Genomic DNA, 20,156 nt, shown 5'->3' with positions numbered 1-20,156 from the left:
AAGGAAAGCCCAGGTAGACTGGTCGGCGCTCTTGCAGAGCGGCGGCGATCAGGCGCTCAGTTTCCGCGATACAGTTCTCGGGAGTCACAATGGCGCGCGCGCAAACAACCGGCGCGGCCATGTCATAGAAGATGTCGAATTCGCCGTTGCCCAGTGTATGGTGGACGAGTCGGCGCGCTTTCTGCACGTTGCTAGCCGGCATGCCGACCAGATGAAATACGGGCAGAAATTCTGCGAACGAGCCGGCGATTCCGTTGATTGCACTCAGTTCACCGACGCCGTAGGTGGTGCTGAGCGCCGCCACGCCGTGGATGCGCGCATATCCGTCCGCCGAATAAGCTGCGTTGAGTTCATTGCGGAATCATTTGTGACGTTCACGGAGGATTTCAGAATCAACGACCTGATCCGCAGCGCTTGCGGTGTTCATGGATTCGCACCAAGGACCGCAGGCCGCAGCAGTCACCTGGACCTCGTGATTGCAATGGTCCGCTCGGGGATGGGCGTGACTATCTTTCCACAAACGCTTTGGAACAGGATTGCGTCGTCGGAGCTGGTCGCGATCCCGCTCACCCATCCCAGGCTTTCCTACGAACTCGCACTCGTCCGGCGTTCCGGTAGCTACGTGAGTCGAAGCTGCCAGGCCTGGATCATGATCGCGTCGACGGCCCTCGGCTTCGATGTTGGCTCAGGCTTCATGAATCAGCCTGAATCGGCCTGAGATTGCGCGAGACCGCAACAGACGGCGTGCCGCCTGGCGGGATATTGCGTTCGCCAACGGCCTGCTGCACCATTGTGAATGGCCGTTGGCAAGACGACGCAATGAACGCCCTTATCAGATCGACTTCTGCCGCGGGAAAGATTCAGCGCCGGTTACCCCCGCGCCCGAGAGAAATAACCCGCGAAGCCGCCCGCATTGGCGGCAGTCAAAAAATCGACTGCCCCGTGCAGGTCGTCAACCACTCCAACGCCAGCACACCCGCCAGCGAATTACCATTGCCGTCCAGCCCCGGCGACCACACGCATACCGCCATCTCGCCCGGCAGCACGGCAACGATCCCGCCGCCCACGCCGCTCTTCGCCGGCAAGCCGACGCGGTAGACGAAATCGCCCGCCGCGTCATAGGTGCCGCAGGTCAGCATCAACGCGGAAAGACGCTTGGCCGAACTCGTGTCGAGAATCCGTTCTCCGGTGGCCGGTATCACGCCGTGATTGGTCAGGAACAGCGCCGCTTTCGCCAACTCGACACAGCTCATCGAGATCGCGCATTGACGGCAATAAGCGTCGACCACCACTTCCGGCGGCATCTCCATGTTGCCGAAGCTCGCCATGAAATGCGCCATTGCGCGGTTACGGTGCGCGTGCTGCAATTCAGATTGCGCGACGCGCGAGTCGTAGTCGATGCTTGCTTCGCCCGTGAGCCGTCGCATGAATTCGACCAGCGCCGTCTCCGCCTGCACGAAACGGCGGCACAGCACGTCGGTGACGACCAGCGCGCCCGCGTTGATGAACGGATTGCGCGGTTTGCCCTGTTCCGCCTCGAGCTGAACCAGCGAGTTGAAGGCATTGCCGGACGGCTCGCGCCCCACGCGCTGCCACAACGCGTCGCCGAGCAGGCGGAACGCCATCGTGCAGGCGAACAGCTTGGAAATGCTCTGAATGGAGAAGCGCGTGTCGGCCTCGCCGGTGCGGAACACCTCGCCCGATGCCGTGACGATCGCCATGCCGAAACTGTCGTCGGGCACTCTGGCGAGTTCGGGAATGTAATCGGCGACCTTGCCGGAGCCCAGATAAGGCTGGAGATCACCGTGGATCTGTTCGAGGATGGATGCGTAGTTCATTGAGGAGGCGCGGTCCGTTGAAGCCGGGATTTTAGCGGCAAGCCGAAGCGATTTGTTTATGCGCCACGTCGCAACGCGGCGTGTTCCGGCACGATCCTCCACGATCCGGTGCCCGGCCGGCGCCTCGTTCCGGCTATGCTAATCTTGCTGCCTTTCCGGCACCAACCGGGCAAAACGGACACCATGATGGAGACTGTCGATCCAGACGGCGTCGAGCAACCAGCCTTCGTGATCGGTGAGCACCACGAGACGCTGGACGAACCTTTGGGCGCCTATCGTCGCGCACGGCTGATCCACGCGAGCGCCGGCGTGCTGATCGTGCGCACGGAAACCGAGCGCTGGGTCGTGCCGCCGGGGCACGCGGTATGGATACCCGCCGGCACGCTGCACCGCTTGTCCGCAACCGGCCCCGTTCAGTTCTGCTCGCTTTATGCCGGCGTAGATGCCGTGCCGCTGCCGCTCCGCAGCATCGCCATCGTGCCGGATCGACTGGTGGCAGCTTTACTGAGCGCCGCGGCCGATCTGCCGCACGCCAAACCGTTCGGCGAACCGGCCGCGCGTCTCGTGCAGGTATTGCTGGACCGCCTGCCGGGTCTGCCTGTCGCGCCGCTAGGGCTGAACTGGCCGCGCGATCCGCGTGCCCTGCGCATCGCCGATGCGCTGAGCACGAACCCGCCGGACTCCGCAGTACTCGAAGACCTGGCTGCGGCCGCCGGCGTGACGGCTCGCACGGCGGCGCGCCTGTTCGTCAAGGAAACGGGACTCACCTTTGGGCAGTGGCGTCAGCAGCTTCGCCTGCTGGTCGCGGTGGAGCGCCTTGGAGCGGGCGCGAGCGTCACGCAGGTGGCGCCCGAGGTGGGATACAGCGACGTGTCTTCCTTTATCGCGGTGTTTCGGGACGCATTCGGCGACACGCCCGCCCGTTATTTCCGCTAACGCAATGCGATTGCCGCCGTTGTCAATGCGCGCCCGCTGCATCCGGGCCGCCGCCGCCCTTGGCCGGCCGCGTAATCCAGATAAGCGGAATGATCAGAATGAAGATGACCGCCGAGACGAAGAAAATATCGTTTAGACCCATCATGGCCGCCTGCGTGTTCACGGTGAAATCGAACAACGCATGTGCCGATTGCGGATTCAGATGCAGCAGCGACTGGGTCGAATCGATCTGCTGATTGAACGCGGGGTTGTTGATGGAGGCCTGCTCGGTGAGCCGTTCGTGATGCAGCACCGTGCGGTTGTTCCACTCGTTGCCGGCGATCGAGGTGCCCACCGCGCCGCAGAATACGCGGGCGAAATTGGACAGGCCCGCTGCGGCGGGAATCTTGCTCGGTGGCTGGCCGGACAAAATGATCGAAGTCAGCGGCACGAAGAACAGCGCCATCGGAATGCCTTGCAGCAGCGTGGGTAGCACCAGGTGCCACGTGTCGATTTCGATCACGTATTTCGAGCGCATGTAGAACACGATCGCAAAGCCGATGAACGCAAGCGTGGCGATCACGCGCGCATCCGAGCGCGGCAGCACGCGGCCCATGACCGGTGCGAGCAGCACCGCGAACACGCCGAGCGGCGCGGTCACGAGACCGGCATCGACGGAACGGTAGTTCAGGTACTCCTGCATCCATTGCGGCAGAAGCACGAGATTGCCGAAAAACACGCCATACGCGACTGAAATCGCAATCGTGCCGCCGAGAAAATTGCGCTGCTGGAAGAGCCGCAAGTCGACGATCGGATGTTCCTCGGTCAATTCCCACACGAGAAAGAACGAGAAGCTCACGAGCGCGGTGATGCCGAGAATCACGATCACAGGCGAGGCGAACCAGTCGAGGTCTTTGCCCTTGTCGAGCATGATCTGCAGCGAGGCGACCCACGTGATCAGCAGGCCGAGCCCGACCACGTCGATGGGCGGCTTGCGGGTTGGCGACTCGCGGGTGCGGTAGATCATCCATGTGACGCCGGCCGCGAAAATGCCGACGGGAATGTTGATGTAGAAGATCCACGACCAGCTGTAACTGTCGGTGATCCAGCCGCCGAGCGCCGGGCCCGCAATCGGGCCGACGGTTGCCGTCATCGCCCATAAGGCGAGCGCGGTGGAGGATTTTTCCTTCGGATACGAGCCGAGCAGAATGGCTTGCGACAGCGGAATCAGCGGGCCGGCCACGGCACCCTGGAAGATCCGCGCGAGCAGCAGGATCGGCAGTGTCGGCGCGATGCCGCATAACCAGGACGCCAGCACGAACATCAGAATCGCGCCGACAAAAAGCTTGATCTGGCCGATGCGTTGCGTGAGCCAGCCGGTGAGCGGAATCGACACGGCATTGGCCGCCGCGAATACCGTGATGACCCACGTGCCTTCGTCGACTGAAACGCCGAGGTTGCCCGAAATGGTTGGGATCGCAACGTTCGCGATCGACGTGTCGAGCACGTTCATGAAAGTGGCGAGCGCGACGGCAATCGTGGCCAGAACCAGTTGGCCGCCCTTCAGCGGCGGCGGTGGTGCGGGCGGCGCCGAAGCAGGCGCGGAGGTGGGCTGGCTCAAACGGTTCTCCGGATCGGTGTGCTGCGCATATGCTGCGTGGATGTTTATTCGCGCCCGCGCGATGCGTGCGGCCGCAGGTCCGATGAATGCTCGCAAAAGCATACCTGTATTCGCGTTTGGGCGTCATCGGTGCCGGTAAACCGCGGGGCGAAAACAAATCCGGCAGCGTATGCTCGCGGCTGAGGCCGCACGCAGGCGGAAATATCCACTACGAATCAACGAAGAGAAGGAAACGATATGGGTTGGGAACAATTCGAACACGGCTGGCGGCGCGCACCGGCGGCTGCGCCTGCCAAAGGTCTGGTGGTGCTGATGCACGGCGTCGGCAGCAATGCGCGCGATCTGATGCCGCTCGCGGACATCTGGAGCGAAAGCCTGCCGGACGTGGCGTTCACCTCGCTCGACGGCACCGATGCGTTCGACGGCGGCTTCGGCGGACGCCAGTGGTTCAGCCTGCGCGACGTCAACGAAGGCAATCGCGAGGCACGCGTGGCCGCGGCCTATCCGGCGTTGCGGCGCATGCTCGAAGTCGAGCTCGCGCACTGGCAGCTGCCTTTCGGGCGCCTTGCGCTGGTCGGTTTCTCGCAAGGTTCGATCATGGCGATGCACCACGCGGCGACCAGTGCGGAAGGCGCGGCCGGCGTGGTCGCGTACTCGGGGCGGCTTGCCTCGGTGATCGTCGCGCAGAACGGCACGCCGCTCACGCTGATCCACGGCGAAGACGACGAAGTGATTCCGGTGCAGGAACTCGAATACGCCGCCGACGCGTTCAGTAACGCGGGCTATACCGTGGACGCCTACGCACTGCCCGGCATTGGACATACCATCAACGCCGACGGCGTCGCACTCGGCCAGGAGGCGCTGGAACACGCGCTCGGCGCTTTGTCGCGCGGCTGACACGGCTCTGATTGAAAAGCGGCCCTAAAGAATTTGATCTGCTTGCCGTTAACTGCTCATTAGCATGAAAATCACCCCCGCCGCGCGGACCGCGCAGTGCCCGGCAGGCGTCCCAAGGGGACTGCCTGCGGGCGTGCCAAGCGGCTCGGGTGACCCGGGGGCGCATTTTCCAGACTGCCCGGTACGGGCGGATAACGACACATCAGAGCCTTCCTATGGCCAGACCGACGCCGTATTACCCGTTTTTCGATCGCTTGTTCCGCCAATCCGTGACGGTGGACCTCGGCACGGCCAATACGCTTATCTATACCGACGACGGCGGCATCGTGCTGAACCAGCCGTCCGTGGTGTGTTTCCAGAAAGAGGCCGCCGACCGGCCGAAGCGCGTCACGGCCGTGGGCACCCAGGCGCGCCAGCTTCTGGGCCGTGAGCCGGCCAACCTCGAAGCCGTGCGGCCCATGCGCCACGGCGTGATCGCCAACTTCTCCGCCGCCGAGCACATGATCCGGCAATTTGTCGACATGGCGCGGCCGCGGCCGTTCTTCAGCCGCCGCGCTGCGTTCACGTTGTGCGTGCCGGCGGGCGCGACCCAGGTCGAGCGTCGCGCGATCAAGGAAGCGGCCGTGGCGGCCGGCGCGTGGAAGGTGAGCCTGATCGGCGAGTCGCTGGCCTCGGCGGTCGGCGCGGGTCTGCCGGTGTCCGAGGCGATTGGTTCGATGGTGGTCGATATCGGCGGAGGCACGACGGAGGTCGGCGTGATCGCGCTCGGCGGCATGGCGTATAACGGCTCGATCCGCGTGGGCGGAGACAGCTTCGACATGGCGATTGTGAGCTACGTGCGCAATCTGTACGGCGTGCTGCTCGGCGAACAGACCGCTGAACACGTCAAGAAGAATATCGGCTCGGCCGTGCGCGACGTGCCGCGCGAGCATATGAACGCGACCGGCCGCAGCGTCGACGACGGTTTGCCGCGCACGGTTCAGCTGAGCAACCACGATATCGCCGATGCGATCGAAGGGCCGCTGCGCCAGGTGATCGGCGCGGTGAAGCGCGGGCTCGAGACGGCGCCGGCCGAACTGGTGACCGACATCGCCAATAACGGCATCGTGCTGACGGGAGGCGGTGCGCTGCTCGGCAACCTGAGCCGTCGCCTGACGAGCGAGATCGGCCTCGAAGTGGGCATTGCCGACGAACCGCTCACGTGCGCGGTGCGCGGCGCCGGCATGGCGGCCGCAGCCGGTCTGCTGGACGAACTCGCCTACGAATGATCCCGCGCGGGATCTGCCGCGCCGGTGCCACGGCAATGCACCGAGCCGGCCGTTGAACCGGGCGGCCACGCGGATCGAGCGGCTGTGTGACAATACGCCTCGCGTCCCAATCTTAGGGACGTTTGCGCACCTGTTTTCCCCATTTCATTTCGAGCCGGCGCCGCTGCAATCACGCGTTGCCGCGCTGTCCGTGAACCGTTCGTGAATCGATCCGTTTCCATTTCACCGCCGCCTTCATCATCGCGTTTCATTGAATTGCGAAGCGGCTTGCACATGCCCTACGTGGAAGCCGGCGAGGGCGAGCTGTTGCTGTTCGTGCATGGCTCGCTGTGCGACTACCGCTATTGGCAACCGCAACTCACGGGTTTGTCGAAGCATTACCGTTGTGTCGCTGTGAGTCTCACGCATTACTGGCCGGCGGCCGATACGGACTCCGGCTCGCCGTTCAGCTGGAGCGAGCATGCAGACGAAGTGGCTGAATTCATCGAGCGATTCGGCGCGGGACCGGCGCATGTAGTGGGGCACTCGCGCGGCGGTTGCGTGGCGTTTCATTTTGCGCGCCGCCATGCGCAACACGTGCGCACGTTGACGCTCGCCGATCCGGGCGGCCCGTTGCAGATTGCCGGCCGTCCGCCCGCGAGTCTGCCGGAGACGGTCAACGCGTTGCGCTCGAAAGCGGCGCAACTGATCGAAAGCGGCGAGGTGGAGGCCGGCCTGCAACTGTTCGTCGATTCGGTTAGCCGGCCCGGCTTCTGGGCAATGAGCACGCCGGGCTTTCGCAGAATGGCGACCGACAACGCGCACACGCTCGCGCGCCAGTTCCGCGATCCGTTGCCCGCGTATGTTCCCGAGGAAGCCGCCGAGGTGCGTTGCCCAGTTCTGCTGATCGATGGCGAAAAGAGTCCTGACATGTTTCGCCGTACCGCAGCCGCGCTGCAAACATGGCTGCCCGATGCGCGCCGCGAAACCGTGCGCGGTGCGTCGCACGGAATGAACCTCGCGCATCCGTCGGCGTTCAATCGCTACGTCGATGAGTTCATTCGCTCCGTGAGGGCGTAATGGCCGCGTAATGGCCGCGTAATGATCGTGCAATCACTGCACGATGAGTTTGTGCCAGGCGCCATGCGCTCGCGGCGATCTCCGCGCTCTGGCCCGGCACCGGCAACGAATCAGACGTTCGATCTCACGACTTGCGATGAGCGTCTTTGTCGAGCGCGTGTTCCGCCGCTTCGCCGACGAGGCCGTGGTAATACAGATGCACGCCGATCGCGAGCGAGTCGTTGCGAATTTCGTGGAAGGCTTTCCACGCTTTCACGGGGTCTTTGAACAGCAGATAGTGCGCTTCCTGCGCGATCAGATCCGCGACTTCATGCAGGCCGTGACCATGCAGCACGTTCACGAGCGTATCGAGGCTGCGGTGAGTGCGCGCGTCGGTACGCGGGTAGAGCATGTGCAATACCGCCACGTCTTGTGTTTTCAGCGCCGCCGACAGCGCGACGACGATATCCTGGTGATTCAACGCGGTGACGATGCTTTCGTCACTGTGGACGTGATCGGGAAATAGCGTTTCGAGAGAAGCGTTCATCAGGTCCTTCCGTTCTTCTGACTGATTAAAAAAGCCCGCCGCAGAGCGGCGGGCCAAAGACAGCGATGTGTTAGCAGGGGAAGCAAAACACGGATTCAGTATCGCAGATGCACCCACGACTTCGCAGCCCGGCTGCCGCAAAACATTGTTGCAGTAAGCGCTCCAGCTTTCATTTGGCTGGCGGGCTGCGAGCGGCGTGCGGCACATCGACTCGTACGACGTTTGGGCGCGTTTTGTGGCAACCTCTACCGCGTTCAGCGGGAAATCAGGCAACGAATGTTGCGTTGGTCGAGATGGATTGTTGCGGTCAATCGTCGCAATGCCGGGCTCTGTGGACTTTAAAATGCGGATCGGAGCCTGAGCATGCCAACACGTTCAACGACGATCGAGCATGCCGGCACGTGTGCGATGTGAAAGTAAAAGGAACAGTTAGATGAACTCGAAGACACACGCAACGCTGAGCTTTTCCGACAGCGACCAGACTATTGATCTGCCGATTTATCAGGGCACGCTCGGACCGGATGTGATCGACATCCGCAAGCTGTACGGCCAGACCGGCAAGTTCACGTACGACCCGGGTTTCATGTCCACGGCGGCATGCAATTCGGCGATCACCTATATCGACGGCGATAAGGGCGAACTGCTGTATCGCGGTTATCCGATCGACAACCTGGCACAGAACGCCGACTTTCTCGAAACCTGCTATCTGCTGCTCAAGGGCGAACTGCCGAACGCGCAGCAGAAGGAAGAGTTCGTCAAAACGGTCACGCAGCACACGATGGTGCACGACCAGATGCACTTCTTCTTCCGCGGTTTCCGTCGCGACGCGCACCCGATGGCGATTCTGGTTGCCGCAGTCGGCGCGTTGTCGGCGTTCTATCACGACTCGCTCGACATCAGCAATCCGGAGCACCGCGAAATTTCCGCGATCCGCATGATCGCGAAGCTGCCGACGCTGGTGGCGATGGCGTACAAGTACACCGTGGGTCAGCCGTTCGTTTATCCGAAGAACGACCTGTCGTACAGCGCGAATTTCATGCGCATGATGTTCGCCAATCCGACGGAAGAGTACAAGGTCAACGACGTGCTGGTGCGCGCGCTCGACCGCATCCTGATCCTGCACGCCGACCATGAACAGAATGCCTCGACCTCGACCGTGCGTCTCGCCGGTTCGTCGGGTGCCAATCCGTTCGCGTGTATCGCGGCCGGTATCGCGTGTCTGTGGGGTCCGGCGCACGGTGGCGCGAACGAAGCCGCACTGAACATGCTGGAAGAAATCGGCTCGGTCGACAACATTCCTGAGTTCATCGCGCAGGTGAAGGACAAGAATTCGGGCGTGAAGCTGATGGGCTTCGGTCACCGCGTCTACAAGAACTACGATCCGCGTGCGAAGCTGATGCGCGAAACCTGCCACGAAGTGCTGGAAGAACTGGGCCTGCACGACGACCCGCTGTTCAAGCTGGCAATGGCGCTGGAAAAGATCGCACTGGAAGACGAATACTTCGTGTCGCGCAAACTGTACCCGAACGTCGACTTCTACTCGGGCATCGTGCAGCGCGCACTGGGCATTCCGACCGCCATGTTCACGTGTATCTTCGCGATGGCACGTACGGTCGGCTGGATTGCACAGTGGAACGAAATGATCGCCGATCCGGAACAGAAGATCGGCCGTCCGCGTCAGCTCTTCGTGGGCGAGACGCAACGCGAAGCGAAGCCGCTCGCGAAGCGGTAAAGCGTCGCGGCTGACAGCCGCCTGACGCCCGCGCGGCGCTCTCACGAGGAGCGCCGCGCGATCCCCCTCTGCACGTCCTGTGCCACGGAAAAAACTGAAACTCCCATGTGATAAGTTCGTCTGACGCGGACAGACCCTCTACAATCGGAAGCGACCGGGCAGCACCCGCCACAACCGAATGTGACACTGAACGCAGAAGCGAACCCATAGGAGTGACACTGATGCAGCAGCCAGAAGCCCTCGGCGGCCTTTCGGGCGGAATCGACCACCGCGAACCCGAGCCGGACGGCGTATTCATCCCCACGGAAAACCTCAACGTCGCGAGCGCTACCCAGCACGTGCTGAAGTCGGGCGATACCTTCATCGTCAACGATCCGCTCGGCGATATCACCGGCCACGACGACGGCCTGTTCGTCAACGACACCCGTGTTCTCTCGCAACTGCGCCTCACCTTCGGCGGACGCGCGCCGTCGCTCCTGTCGGGCAGCGTCAGCAGCGACAACACCTCGTTCACCGCGCATCTGACCAATCGCCCGTTGCCGCCGCTCGGCGGCGACAGCACGCCCGAAGGCGTGATCCACGTCGAGCGTGTGCGGGTGCTGTCGGGCACCGTGCTCAACGAAGCCATCGAACTGACCAACTACGGCACGAGCGACGCGGTGGTGCCGCTCTCCATTTCGTTTGCCAGCGACTTTCGCGACATGTTCGAAGTGCGCGGCCTGAAGCGCGACAAGCAGGGCCGTGTCCAACCGGCGCGCGTCGAAAATCGGGAAGTACTGCTTGGCTATGTGGGCCTCGACGACGTGTCGCGCAATGTGCAGATCGCCTTCTCGCCGGAACCGGACAAACTCTTCGCCGACCGCGCCGACTACACCGTCAAGCTGCCGGCGCAGGCGTGCGTGTCGATTTATCTGTCGGTGTCCGTACAAGTGGTCGCGCGCGCGGACAACCCTGGCGCCGGTGTCTCGCAGCCCACGCATCCGTTGAGCGAAGCCCACCTGTCGCAGATCGACGCGGAGCGCCCGCGCGTCGGCCGCGCTGCCGTGCGCGCCGCGCTCGTCGACGCTCACCTGGTCATGCGCGAGCGCCGCCGCGCCACCGCGCGCGTGCGTTCGAGCAATCCGCTTTTCAATGCATGGATCGACCGCTCGCTCGCGGATCTGGGCCTGCTGACCACGGACCTCGTGACCGGCCCGTATCCCTACGCCGGCATTCCGTGGTTCTCGACGCCATTCGGCCGCGACGCGGTCATCACATCGCTGCAAACGCTGTGGTTGCAGCCGCAACTGGCGGCGGGCGTGTTGCGTTTTCTCGCGGAACATCAGGCGCGCGAGAACTCGCCGTTTCGCGACGCCGCGCCCGGCAAGATCATGCATGAGATGCGCAAGGGCGAAATGGCCGCCACCGGCGAGGTGCCGTTCGCGCTGTACTACGGCGGCGTCGACACCACGCCGCTGTTTATCGTGCTGGCCGGCGCGTATGCGGCACGTACGGGCGACAGCGCGTTGATCGACGAATTGTGGCCGGCGCTCGAGCGCGCGGCGCAGTGGGTTGCGGGCGTGTGCGACAAGAACCGCTACGGCCTGCTGGACTATCAGCGCGAGTCGGACGGCGGCCTGGCGAATCAAGGCTGGAAGGACAGCCACGATTCCGTATTCCACGCCGACGGCCGTTTCCCCGACGGCCCGATTGCGCTCGTCGAAGTGCAGGCCTATGCGAGCGCCGCTTTCGACACGATGGCTCACTTCGCGAAGGTGCGCGGCCTGCACGATTCGGCCGCGAAATACAGCGAGCGTGCGAAGAAGATCCGTCAGTGCGTCGAAGAAAAATACTGGATGCCTGAGTCCGGCTTCTACGGCATTGCGCTCGATGGCCACGGCGAACTGTGCCGCGTGATGGCTTCGAATGCCGGCCATCTGCTGGCGTTCGGGTTGCCCTCGCGCGAGCGCGGCGAATCGGTGGTGCGCGCGCTCGACTCCACGCTGTTCCACACCGGCTGGGGCGTGCGCACGCTGGCCGCGAGCCAGGCGCGCTTCAATCCGATGGCATATCACAACGGCTCGGTCTGGCCGCACGACAACGCGCTGTGCGCGCGCGGCCTGTCGCGTTACGGCGGCAAGGCCGCGGCGGTGCGGCTGCTGCAGGCGCTGTTCCAGGCGGCGGTCAACTTCGACATGCGTTTGCCTGAACTCTTCTGCGGGTTCCCGCGGCGGCGCGGCGAGCCGCCTACCGCCTATCCGGTCGCGTGTCTGCCGCAGGCGTGGGCCGCAGGTTCGCCGTTCATGATGCTCGAAGCGTGTCTCGGCATCACGATCGACGCCGAGCGGCGCGAAGTGCTGATCGAACAGCCGATGCTGCCCGAAGGCATCGACTGGCTCGAAGTGGGCGATATCCGGGTGGGAGACGCTTCGGTATCGATCACGTTCCGCCGGATCGGCGAGAAGGTTGTCGCCTCGGCGGAGCAGGGCGACGTGCGGGTGGTCGCGCTGCTTTGAGCATGCGGTAGCGCGCCGCAGCTCCTGCTGAACGCCATGTGCCGGGTGGTAACATTTGTTGTCATCCTTTCCGACCGCTCGCCCGGTACATCCGCATGCCAGACAGTTTCGACCAGCTCGCCGCCCTGATCCGGGCGCGCTTCTCAGAACTGAGTCCGCAGTTCCAGATGGGGGCGGCCTTCCTGCTCGATCATCCCGACGAGGTCGCGGTCTCGTCCATGCGCAAGGTGGCCGAACGGGCACAGGTGCAACCGGCCTCACTGGTGCGTCTGTCGCAGCAACTCGGCTTCCCCGGCTGGAACGAATTGCGCAACCTCTTCGTCGCGCGTGTGCGCACGCGGCCTGAGCCGCTCGCGAGCCGCGCCCGTTCGCTCGTCAAATCGAAAGACGCGCTGGCGAACGATCTGCTGGTCGCGCAACAGCACAATCTCGAGGTGACCGCCGCGCATAACGGCCGCGTGATCGTGGAAGCGGCGCGTCTGTTGCGGCGTGCGCCGCACGTGCATGTGGCCGGTTTCCGCTCCTGCTATGCGGTGGCGTTTGGCCTCGTCTACGGATACCGGCTGTTCCGTTCCTCGGTGTCCTTGCTCAACGGCGAGGCCGGAACGCTCGAGATGCAGTTGCGCACCGTCGAGCGCGATAGCGCCACCATCGTGATCAGCTTCGCGCCATATTCGGTGGAAGCCGCGCGCGTAGCCGAAGCCGCCCTGGAAAAGGGCAGCAAGCTGATCGCGATCACCGACAGCGCCGTGTCGCCGATCGCCTTGAATGCCGACAAGGTGCTGATCTTTTCACACGAAAGTCCTTCGTTTTTCCCTTCGCTGGTGGCGGCGACCGCGATCGCCGAATCGCTGGTCGCGCATCTGCTGGCGCTCGAGGGAGCGGGCGCGGTCGAACAGCTCGCCATTGCCGAGCAGTCGCTGCATGCGAAGGGCGCATACGTGCCTTGAATATTTCCTTCTGAATCGAGCCGGGGTCTTGTATGAAGCAGGACCGCTCCATCTGCATCGGCGTCGCGCTGTTTGACAACAATTGTTGTTGAGAGGTATAAATACATACCAATTGTTGAAGGGGCGCGAATGGTGGTGTCGAAGCAGGAGTTGGATCTGTTTTGCCACCGCGCTCTTCGAGATCGGCGGCGCGGGTGTGTCGATGAAGGTTCGCCGGCAAGGGCAGTGCGCATTCGGCGCTTTCATCGCCCGCATGGCTTGCGGACAGACCGGCGCCTGAACGGCTGCCGCAACCAACAGGAAACCGGATCCATGTCCACAGTGTTTCATCGTTCACCGAAGCAATTGCTGCCGGTAGCCGTCGCAGGCGAGGGCATCGAGATCATCGATTCCACGGGCAAGCGCTATATCGACGCATCCGGCGGCGCCGCCGTTTCGTGTCTCGGGCACAGCAACCAGCGCGTGATCGATGCGATCAAACGGCAGTCGCAGCAACTGCCGTATGCGCACACATCGTTCTTCACCACCGAGTCCGCCGAAGCGCTCGCCGACCGCCTGGTGGCGAGCGCCCCGCAAGGGCTCGAACATGTGTATTTCGTCTCGGGCGGTTCGGAGGCGATCGAGGCGGCGCTCAAACTCGCGCGCCAATATTTCGTGGAGAAGGGCGAACGGCAGCGGCGCCATTTCATCGCGCGTCGCCAGAGTTATCACGGCAACACGCTGGGTGCGCTGGCAATCGGCGGCAATGCGTGGCGCCGCGAGCCGTTCCTGCCGATCCTGATCGAGGCGCATCACGTGAGCCCGTGTTACGCGTATCGCGAGCAACGCGCGGACGAAACCGAAGAGGCCTTCGCGCAGCGTCTCGCCGACGAACTCGAGCGGAAGATTCTCGAACTCGGCGTGGACACGGTCGCCGCTTTCGTCGCCGAAACTGTGGTTGGCGCGACGGCCGGCGCCGTGCCGCCGGTGCGCGAGTACTTCCGCAAGATTCGCGCGGTGTGCGATCGCTACGGCGTGCTGCTGATTCTCGACGAGATCATGTCCGGCATGGGTCGCACCGGCTATCTTTACGCCTGCGAGGAAGACGGCGTGGCGCCCGATATCCTGACCATCGCCAAAGGGCTCGGCGCGGGTTATCAGCCGATCGGCGCGACGCTCGTGAGCGAGCGGATCTATCAGGCGATCGTCGGCGGATCGGGGTTCTTTCAGCATGGCCATACCTATATCGGCCATGCCACCGCCTGCGCCGGCGCGCTCGAAGTGCAACGCGTGATCGAGGAAGACAAACTGCTGCCCAATGTGCTGGCGCGCGGCGAACAGCTGCGCGGCCGGCTGCGCGAGCACTACGCGCAGCATCCGCATATCGGCGACGTGCGCGGACGCGGGCTGTTCGTCGGCGTAGAACTGGTCAGGGACCGCGCCGGCAAAACGCCGTTCGACGCCGGCCTCAAACTGCACGCGGCAATTCGGCGCGAAGCGTTCGCACGCGGTTTGATGGTGTATCCGATGGGCGGCACGGTCGACGGCAAGATCGGCGATCATGTGCTGCTGGCGCCGCCTTTTATCTGCACCGCGCGTGACATCGACGAAATCGTCAGCCGGCTTACCGATGCGATTAGCGGCGCGCTGGCCGCCGTCTGAAACCTTCTGCGCCACTACGACTTGCGAGAACGATGATGACCGAGCGTTTGCCTCACTTCGACCTGTCCGACGCCACGCCCGAACAGAAAGCGGTGCTGGACGAAATTCTGTCGGGCCCGCGCCGCAATCTGAACGGGCCGTTTCTCGGCTGGATTCATAGTCCGGAACTGGCGCAGCAGGCGCAGCGCCTGGGCGCGTTCTGCCGTTACCGGACCGGTTTGCCGCTGCGCCTCTCGGAACTGGCGATTCTGGTGACCGCGGCTCGCTGGCAGGCGCAGGCGGAGTGGTACATCCACCATCCGATCGCGCTGGAAGCCGGCGTGTGCGCAGCGGATGCCGAGGCGATTCGCGAGGGCCGGCGGCCGGATTTCGCGGAAGCCGACGACGCGTTGATTCACGATTTCGCGAGCGAACTGTATGACACCAAGCGCGTTTCGGACGCGACCTATGCGAAGGCTGTCGAGCGTTTCGGGCATCAGGTGGTGATCAACCTGGTGGGTCTGCTCGGCTACTACGCATTGGTCGCGATGACGCTGAACGTGTTCGGCATGCGTGCGGTCGGGCAGGATAGTTTGCCGTTCGCTGAGTAGCTGGAAGAGTACGGGCAAGGTAAAGTCGTCGGCAGACGCTTGGGCAGCGAGCCTTGCAGTGGCGATGGCCCACGCCCTCTATAACGTCATTGTTCAGCTTTTCCGACGCACAATGCAGAAGCGCCCCGGCTGCGAACTTCGCAACCGGGGCGCTTCCTTATTACCACTACGCCGTCCCCTGCCATGCACTCGCTATAACGCCAGCAACCGCATCGCGCGACCGCGCGGCTTGCCGACTGCCGCTTGCCGATTACTGGCCGCGATACGTCGAGAACAGGCGCTGCTGCACCGAGTTCGGCGCGCCTGCATCCGAGGAGCCTACCTTTGCGCCGCCGACGTCCTGCGAGCCCTGCGCAACGGCGGCCACTGCCGTACCGTTTTCCGGCACCGTCTTCGGATAGTCGACGTCGTTCTGATTCAGGAGGCCCGCTTTTTGCGCGGCCACCAGTTCGGCACGTACCTGCGCACGCGTCACCGGACCATTCTCCTGCTGGGCGAACGAGACAGCCGGAACGACGAGCGCGGATGCGATGACCACTGCGGAAATAAGCGATTTCATGATGACCTCCAGTATTCGATTGTTGGTGAGATCGGCTGAATGCTGTGTGCCAATCCATTGAATACAGTCTATTTCTTGCAGGGTCGGCGAAAAAGCGGCTTTCTGAGGAAAGATTATTGCGGTAATTGATACAGTTGTTGGGGCGGCTTCTGTTTTGACCGATTGTCGGCATCGTCACGACGCTGGCACACGGAAGCGCCTATGATGAAGTTCGGTCCCCGCCCGCGCCTGCAGCGCCGCGCGGCACTCGCGACCGATGCCGAAACCGCAGAACGTCCGGGCGGGGCCGTTGCGGCGGGCATCAGATTCGGTCGTGGAGCGCGCGAAGCAGGGCACAAACAGGAGAGAGCAATGAAGCGCAAGGCATCAGCAGTCTGGCAAGGCGGCCTGCAAGACGGCAAGGGCTCGATTTCCACCGACAGCGGCGTTCTCAAGGAGACTCAATACTCGTTTTCGACACGCTTCGCTGACGGCATCGGCACGAATCCGGAAGAGCTGATTGCGGCTGCGCATGCGGGATGTTTCTCGATGGCGCTGTCGGCGGAACTGGGCAAGGCCGGCATCACGCCCGAGCGTATCGGCACCACGGCGACCGTTACGCTCGACAAGGACGGTGGCGGTTTTGCCATAACCGCAGTCCATCTCGACGTGGCCGTGAAGATCCCCGGCGGCGACAAAGCGGCCTTTGAGAAGGCGACCGCCGACGCCAAAGCCGGTTGCCCAGTGTCGAAAGTGCTGAAGGCCACGATCACGATGGATGCGAAGCTCGAAACCTGAGTTCGCGTTTTTCTACGGTCGTCGCAGTCGTTCAAACGCGATGATGAAGCCGGTGCCCGGGCAAAACCGGGGCCGGTTTTTGTATGGTCTGACACCGGCTCCCTGCCGCACCCTACGGAAACTCGTCTTGCTTTCTTGAACGGTTAGTCATAATATCCGTTCCATGAAGCAATCTGCCGATTCGAAACATTCCGCGAAGAAAGCGGGCGAGGTCTGCCTGCGGGGCCGGCCGCGCGAATTCGACACGGACACCGTATTGGCGAGCGCGAGTCAGGTGTTCTGGAATCACGGCTACCACGCCACTTCGATCGACGACCTGTGCAAGGCCACCGGCCTGTTGCGCGGCAGTCTCTACGGCGTATTCGGCGACAAGCACGGCATCATGCTGGCCGCGCTCGATCACTACGCGGAAGGTTCGGTCGCGCGGCTCTCCGAGCGGCTCAACGCGCCGGTCCCGCCGGAAGAAGCGCTACGCAATGCCTTGCTGCACTATGCGCGGGTCGCGTGCGCGTTAACCGGCGGGCGCAGTTGCTTCATCACCAACACCACGCTGGAAATGCAGCCGGGTGACGAGGAACTGCGCACCCGCGTCGCCGCGATTCAGCGCCGCATGGCAACGCTGCTGGCGGCGTCGGTGATTCGCGGTCAGGCGAGCGGCGCCTTCAACTCCACGCTCGACGAAAAAGCCGTCGGCGATTTCCTGCTCTGCGTGATGCAAGGCTTGCGCGTGCTGGGGCGGGTCGCCCACAAAGAAGACGCGCTGACAGGAATAGTGGACGTCGCCATGCGCGCGCTCGTCTAAATTTTTTTGTCGAATTTTTGAATGATCAGTCATGAATAGCGAAGCGATCAAGTCCGCTCCGGCGGCATTCGTTGGATCCAGTGGCACGGGCGGCGCAGCCTGCGCGGCGACCTGTCCGGGCGCCGCGGCCGCGAGCGTGACGGCGTCCGTCGACAAGGCCCAGCCGCATTTTGAACGACAGGGGCTCGCGCTTGCCGTGCTGTTCGTCGGCGCCTTCCTCGCGCCGCTCGACTATTTCATCGTGAATCTCGCGCTGCCCTCAATCCACACCGGCCTGAACGCCGGCGACGCGCAATTGCAGCTCGTGGTCTCCGCCTATGCGTCGGCGTACGCGGTGCTGCTGATCACGGGCGGTCGGCTCGGCGACCTGTTCGGCCGCCGCCGCATGTTCATGACGGGCATGGCGGCGTTCGTGGTCGCTTCGGCGCTGTGCGGCTTTGCCACCAGCGGGCACATGCTGGTGATCTCGCGGATCGTGCAAGGCGTCGCCGCCGCCGTCATGGCGCCGCAAGTGCTTGCGACCATTCGCGCGGTCGTGCCGCTGCATCAGCAGACCAAAGTGATGAGCCTGTACGGCTTCGTGTTCGGGCTGTCGTCGATCGTCGGCCAGTTGGGCGGCGGCGCGCTGATTACGTATCACCCGTTCGGACTCGACTGGCGCATCATCTTTCTGATCAACATTCCGATCGGCATTGTGGCGTTTATCGGCACCTGGAAGTTCGTGCCGGAAAATCAGCCGGCCACGCGCACGGGCATCGACGTGAAGGGCGTGGCGCTGCTCTCCGCCGTGCTGTTGCTGGTCATTTACCCGATGACGCACGGCCGCGAAGCGGGCTGGCCGGCATGGACCTTCGCGATGTTCGCGCTTGCCGTGCCCGCGTTCGCGCTCTTCGTGGTGGCGGAGCGGCGCGTCGAGCGCGGCGGCGGCCATCCGCTGGTGGATCTGCAACTGTTCCGCAACCGGGCCTTCGCGTTGGGTCTCGTGCTCGCGTTCCTGTTCTACTGCAATAGCGCGTTTTTCCTGACCTACGGGATTTTCCTGCAAACCGGTTTGCACTGGACGCCGCTCGCCTCGGGCGTGGCGATCATGCCGTTCGCGATCGGTTTCGTGGTCGGGCCGCTGGCTTCGCCGGCTGTGGTCAGGCGCATAGGCGGCCATGTACTGACGCTCGGTTTTTCGATGATGACGCTCGGCTTCACGGTCACGGGCTGGTCCGCCACGCAGTCGGCGGCGCCGGATCTGCTGTTCTATTGCGGACTGGTGTGCGCGGGTGTCGGTCATGGCCTGCTGCTGCCGTCGATCATGCGCATCGTGTTGCTGGAGGTCGTGCCGGAGAAAGCCGGGCTCGCTTCGGGCGTGGTCTCGTCGACGTTGCAGATCGGCTCCGCGTTCGGCACGGCGGCCATCAGCGGCGCGTTCTTCGGCGCGATTGGTGGCCGCGCGGCTCCGGGTGCGTACGCGCACGCATTCCAGATCAGCCTCGCCATCAACGCGGTACTGATGTTCGTATGCATCGGTTTGAGCGTGCTGCTGGTGCGGCACCAGCAACTCGTACTGCGGCGTGCGGCGCAGCGGGTTTGAAAATCCGGCGGCCGCAACCGTTTTCAACAGAAGCGTCGGGAATTATTAGGTAATTTTTTAAACAATCCTATTTTAAGCATGCTGCATTTACCGATGACGTGATCGTTCACAGGTAATTGTGTTTTGCGCCAGATCAGAATAAACCCTGAATGTCCCGCAGCGCTTCATTACATATGACAAAACGGCTCCGCATTTTCTACTGCCTGTGCGAATCCGCCGCAGTAACACTTGCGATCGTGCAGCGCCGCATGGGCTCGCGGCCCGGCGGCGTATGGGATGGACATTGAAGGGTTTTCCCGGTTTTACCCAGGTATCGATCGGTACTGGAAGCCATTCCACTCCCGATGAAAACGGTATCAATAAAAAGCGCTTGCAGCGATTAATTTCGATTGTTAATCTTGGCAAACCTTTTAGAGTTTTCCTTCAGCAGGTCTAATGCCGAAAAATCCGCGCAACGATTTATTGCCGCTCAAAGGTTCCGTAGGGGGTAAATATGCTGACCGCTACCATTGACGCATTCCAGACACCGCCAGCCGCCCAGTTCAATGTCGGCGACGTGGTCACGCTGAAGGAAGGGGGTTCGCGCATGACAGTGACATATGCAGGGCCAGTGGCGCTCAATCCCGGCGACTGGCTGATTTGCGAATGGTTCGACGAACACGGCGAACTGCGCCGCGAGATGTTTGCACCCGCAAGCGTGCGGGCGGAGCCACGCTCTATTCCAGCCGGTTCCGTTCTGTGGAACCGCGTGGGCCGCGCGGCCTGAGCAAACCTGGCTGGGTTGGCCGGGGGCCGGTGTTTGGGCCGACCTGTGCTGCCTTACTTGCCTGACCTATTTGCCTGACTCGCTTTCCTGAGTCGCTTTCCTGAGTCGCTTTCCTAACTCGCTTTCCTAACCTACCAA

Annotated in this window: 18 protein-coding genes and 1 pseudogene; 14 read left to right on the top strand and 5 right to left on the bottom strand. The window is 63.1% G+C overall.

Going from position 1 to position 20,156, the window contains the following annotated elements:
• Positions 1-190: 190 nt before the first annotated feature.
• Positions 191-349: pseudogene (locus tag PDMSB3_RS38460) on the bottom strand (thiamine pyrophosphate-binding protein); the annotation flags it as partial.
• On the opposite strand from PDMSB3_RS38460, the gene PDMSB3_RS29355 reads away from it, so the two are divergent.
• Positions 308-718: a LysR substrate-binding domain-containing protein gene (locus PDMSB3_RS29355; RefSeq protein WP_268738020.1), complete on the top strand. Its 411-nt coding sequence runs from the start codon at positions 308-310 to the stop codon at positions 716-718. The pseudogene PDMSB3_RS38460 and the gene PDMSB3_RS29355 overlap by 42 nt on opposite strands.
• A gap of 205 nt (positions 719-923) precedes the next feature.
• On the opposite strand, the gene PDMSB3_RS29350 is transcribed toward PDMSB3_RS29355, so the two are convergent.
• Positions 924-1,838 carry a glutaminase gene (locus tag PDMSB3_RS29350; RefSeq protein WP_007177549.1) on the bottom strand — a complete coding sequence of 305 codons (915 nt, stop codon included), beginning with the start codon at positions 1,836-1,838 and terminating at the stop codon, positions 924-926.
• Positions 1,839-2,021: 183 nt separating this feature from the next.
• Here PDMSB3_RS29350 and PDMSB3_RS29345 point away from each other — a divergent pair, with 183 nt between their 5' ends.
• Complete coding sequence (locus PDMSB3_RS29345; RefSeq protein ID WP_165188552.1) at positions 2,022-2,774, top strand: AraC family transcriptional regulator; 753 nt, start codon at positions 2,022-2,024, stop codon at positions 2,772-2,774.
• A gap of 22 nt (positions 2,775-2,796) precedes the next feature.
• Here the strand turns inward: PDMSB3_RS29345 and PDMSB3_RS29340 are convergent, their stop codons facing one another.
• Positions 2,797-4,374, bottom strand: a complete 1,578-nt coding sequence (locus PDMSB3_RS29340; protein WP_165188550.1) for a DHA2 family efflux MFS transporter permease subunit — start codon at positions 4,372-4,374, stop codon at positions 2,797-2,799.
• Between the two features lie 237 nt (positions 4,375-4,611).
• Between PDMSB3_RS29340 and PDMSB3_RS29335 the strand changes: the two genes are divergently transcribed.
• The 3 genes from PDMSB3_RS29335 to PDMSB3_RS29325 all read left to right on the top strand — a co-directional run bounded on the left by PDMSB3_RS29335 (position 4,612) and on the right by PDMSB3_RS29325 (position 7,598).
• A complete protein-coding gene (locus PDMSB3_RS29335) occupies positions 4,612-5,271 on the top strand; it encodes an alpha/beta hydrolase (RefSeq protein WP_165188549.1) in 660 nt (219 codons plus the stop codon).
• Between the two features lie 215 nt (positions 5,272-5,486).
• Positions 5,487-6,539, top strand: a complete 1,053-nt coding sequence (gene mreB / locus PDMSB3_RS29330; protein WP_165188547.1) for a rod shape-determining protein — start codon at positions 5,487-5,489, stop codon at positions 6,537-6,539.
• Between the two features lie 273 nt (positions 6,540-6,812).
• Entirely contained in the window at positions 6,813-7,598 is a 786-nt protein-coding gene (locus PDMSB3_RS29325; RefSeq protein ID WP_165188545.1) for an alpha/beta fold hydrolase, read from the top strand.
• Between the two features lie 124 nt (positions 7,599-7,722).
• On the opposite strand, the gene PDMSB3_RS29320 is transcribed toward PDMSB3_RS29325, so the two are convergent.
• Positions 7,723-8,124, bottom strand: coding sequence for a hypothetical protein (locus PDMSB3_RS29320; protein WP_007177543.1), 402 nt, complete (start codon positions 8,122-8,124; stop codon positions 7,723-7,725).
• Positions 8,125-8,557: 433 nt separating this feature from the next.
• Here PDMSB3_RS29320 and gltA point away from each other — a divergent pair, with 433 nt between their 5' ends.
• The 5 genes from gltA (at position 8,558) to PDMSB3_RS29295 (ending at position 15,532) form a co-directional block, all read left to right on the top strand.
• The gene (gene gltA / locus PDMSB3_RS29315) at positions 8,558-9,856 is read left to right on the top strand and encodes a citrate synthase (RefSeq protein ID WP_165188543.1); all 1,299 of its coding nucleotides are present in this window, start codon (positions 8,558-8,560) and stop codon (positions 9,854-9,856) included.
• A 221-nt stretch (positions 9,857-10,077) separates the two neighbouring features.
• Positions 10,078-12,351, top strand: coding sequence for an amylo-alpha-1,6-glucosidase (locus PDMSB3_RS29310; RefSeq protein ID WP_007177541.1), 2,274 nt, complete (start codon positions 10,078-10,080; stop codon positions 12,349-12,351).
• 95 nt (positions 12,352-12,446) lie between these two features.
• Entirely contained in the window at positions 12,447-13,301 is an 855-nt protein-coding gene (locus PDMSB3_RS29305) for a MurR/RpiR family transcriptional regulator (protein WP_007177540.1), read from the top strand.
• Between the two features lie 312 nt (positions 13,302-13,613).
• On the top strand, positions 13,614-14,942 hold the full coding sequence (locus PDMSB3_RS29300) for an aspartate aminotransferase family protein (protein WP_165188541.1): 1,329 nt from the start codon (positions 13,614-13,616) through the stop codon (positions 14,940-14,942).
• A 35-nt stretch (positions 14,943-14,977) separates the two neighbouring features.
• A complete protein-coding gene (locus tag PDMSB3_RS29295; protein WP_007177538.1) occupies positions 14,978-15,532 on the top strand; it encodes a carboxymuconolactone decarboxylase family protein in 555 nt (184 codons plus the stop codon).
• 250 nt (positions 15,533-15,782) lie between these two features.
• Here PDMSB3_RS29295 and PDMSB3_RS29290 read toward each other — a convergent pair whose 3' ends face one another.
• Entirely contained in the window at positions 15,783-16,091 is a 309-nt protein-coding gene (locus PDMSB3_RS29290; protein ID WP_007177537.1) for a DUF4148 domain-containing protein, read from the bottom strand.
• A 351-nt stretch (positions 16,092-16,442) separates the two neighbouring features.
• Between PDMSB3_RS29290 and PDMSB3_RS29285 the strand changes: the two genes are divergently transcribed.
• From PDMSB3_RS29285 to PDMSB3_RS29270, 4 genes are all read left to right on the top strand, one after another.
• Positions 16,443-16,868, top strand: coding sequence for an OsmC family protein (locus PDMSB3_RS29285; protein WP_132377422.1), 426 nt, complete (start codon positions 16,443-16,445; stop codon positions 16,866-16,868).
• Between the two features lie 163 nt (positions 16,869-17,031).
• The gene (locus PDMSB3_RS29280; RefSeq protein ID WP_165188539.1) at positions 17,032-17,670 is read left to right on the top strand and encodes a TetR/AcrR family transcriptional regulator; all 639 of its coding nucleotides are present in this window, start codon (positions 17,032-17,034) and stop codon (positions 17,668-17,670) included.
• Between the two features lie 31 nt (positions 17,671-17,701).
• Positions 17,702-19,252 (top strand): MFS transporter, encoded by a 1,551-nt coding sequence (locus tag PDMSB3_RS29275; protein ID WP_165188537.1) that lies wholly within the window; start codon positions 17,702-17,704, stop codon positions 19,250-19,252.
• Between the two features lie 493 nt (positions 19,253-19,745).
• Positions 19,746-20,018 (top strand): YodC family protein, encoded by a 273-nt coding sequence (locus tag PDMSB3_RS29270; RefSeq protein ID WP_007177533.1) that lies wholly within the window; start codon positions 19,746-19,748, stop codon positions 20,016-20,018.
• Positions 20,019-20,156: the final 138 nt, after the last annotated feature.

Source organism: Paraburkholderia dioscoreae (genome assembly GCF_902459535.1).
GTDB lineage: Bacteria > Pseudomonadota > Gammaproteobacteria > Burkholderiales > Burkholderiaceae > Paraburkholderia > Paraburkholderia dioscoreae.
The sequence above is the reverse complement of the archived record's forward strand: the minus strand, read 5'-3'. Positions and strand labels throughout refer to the sequence as shown.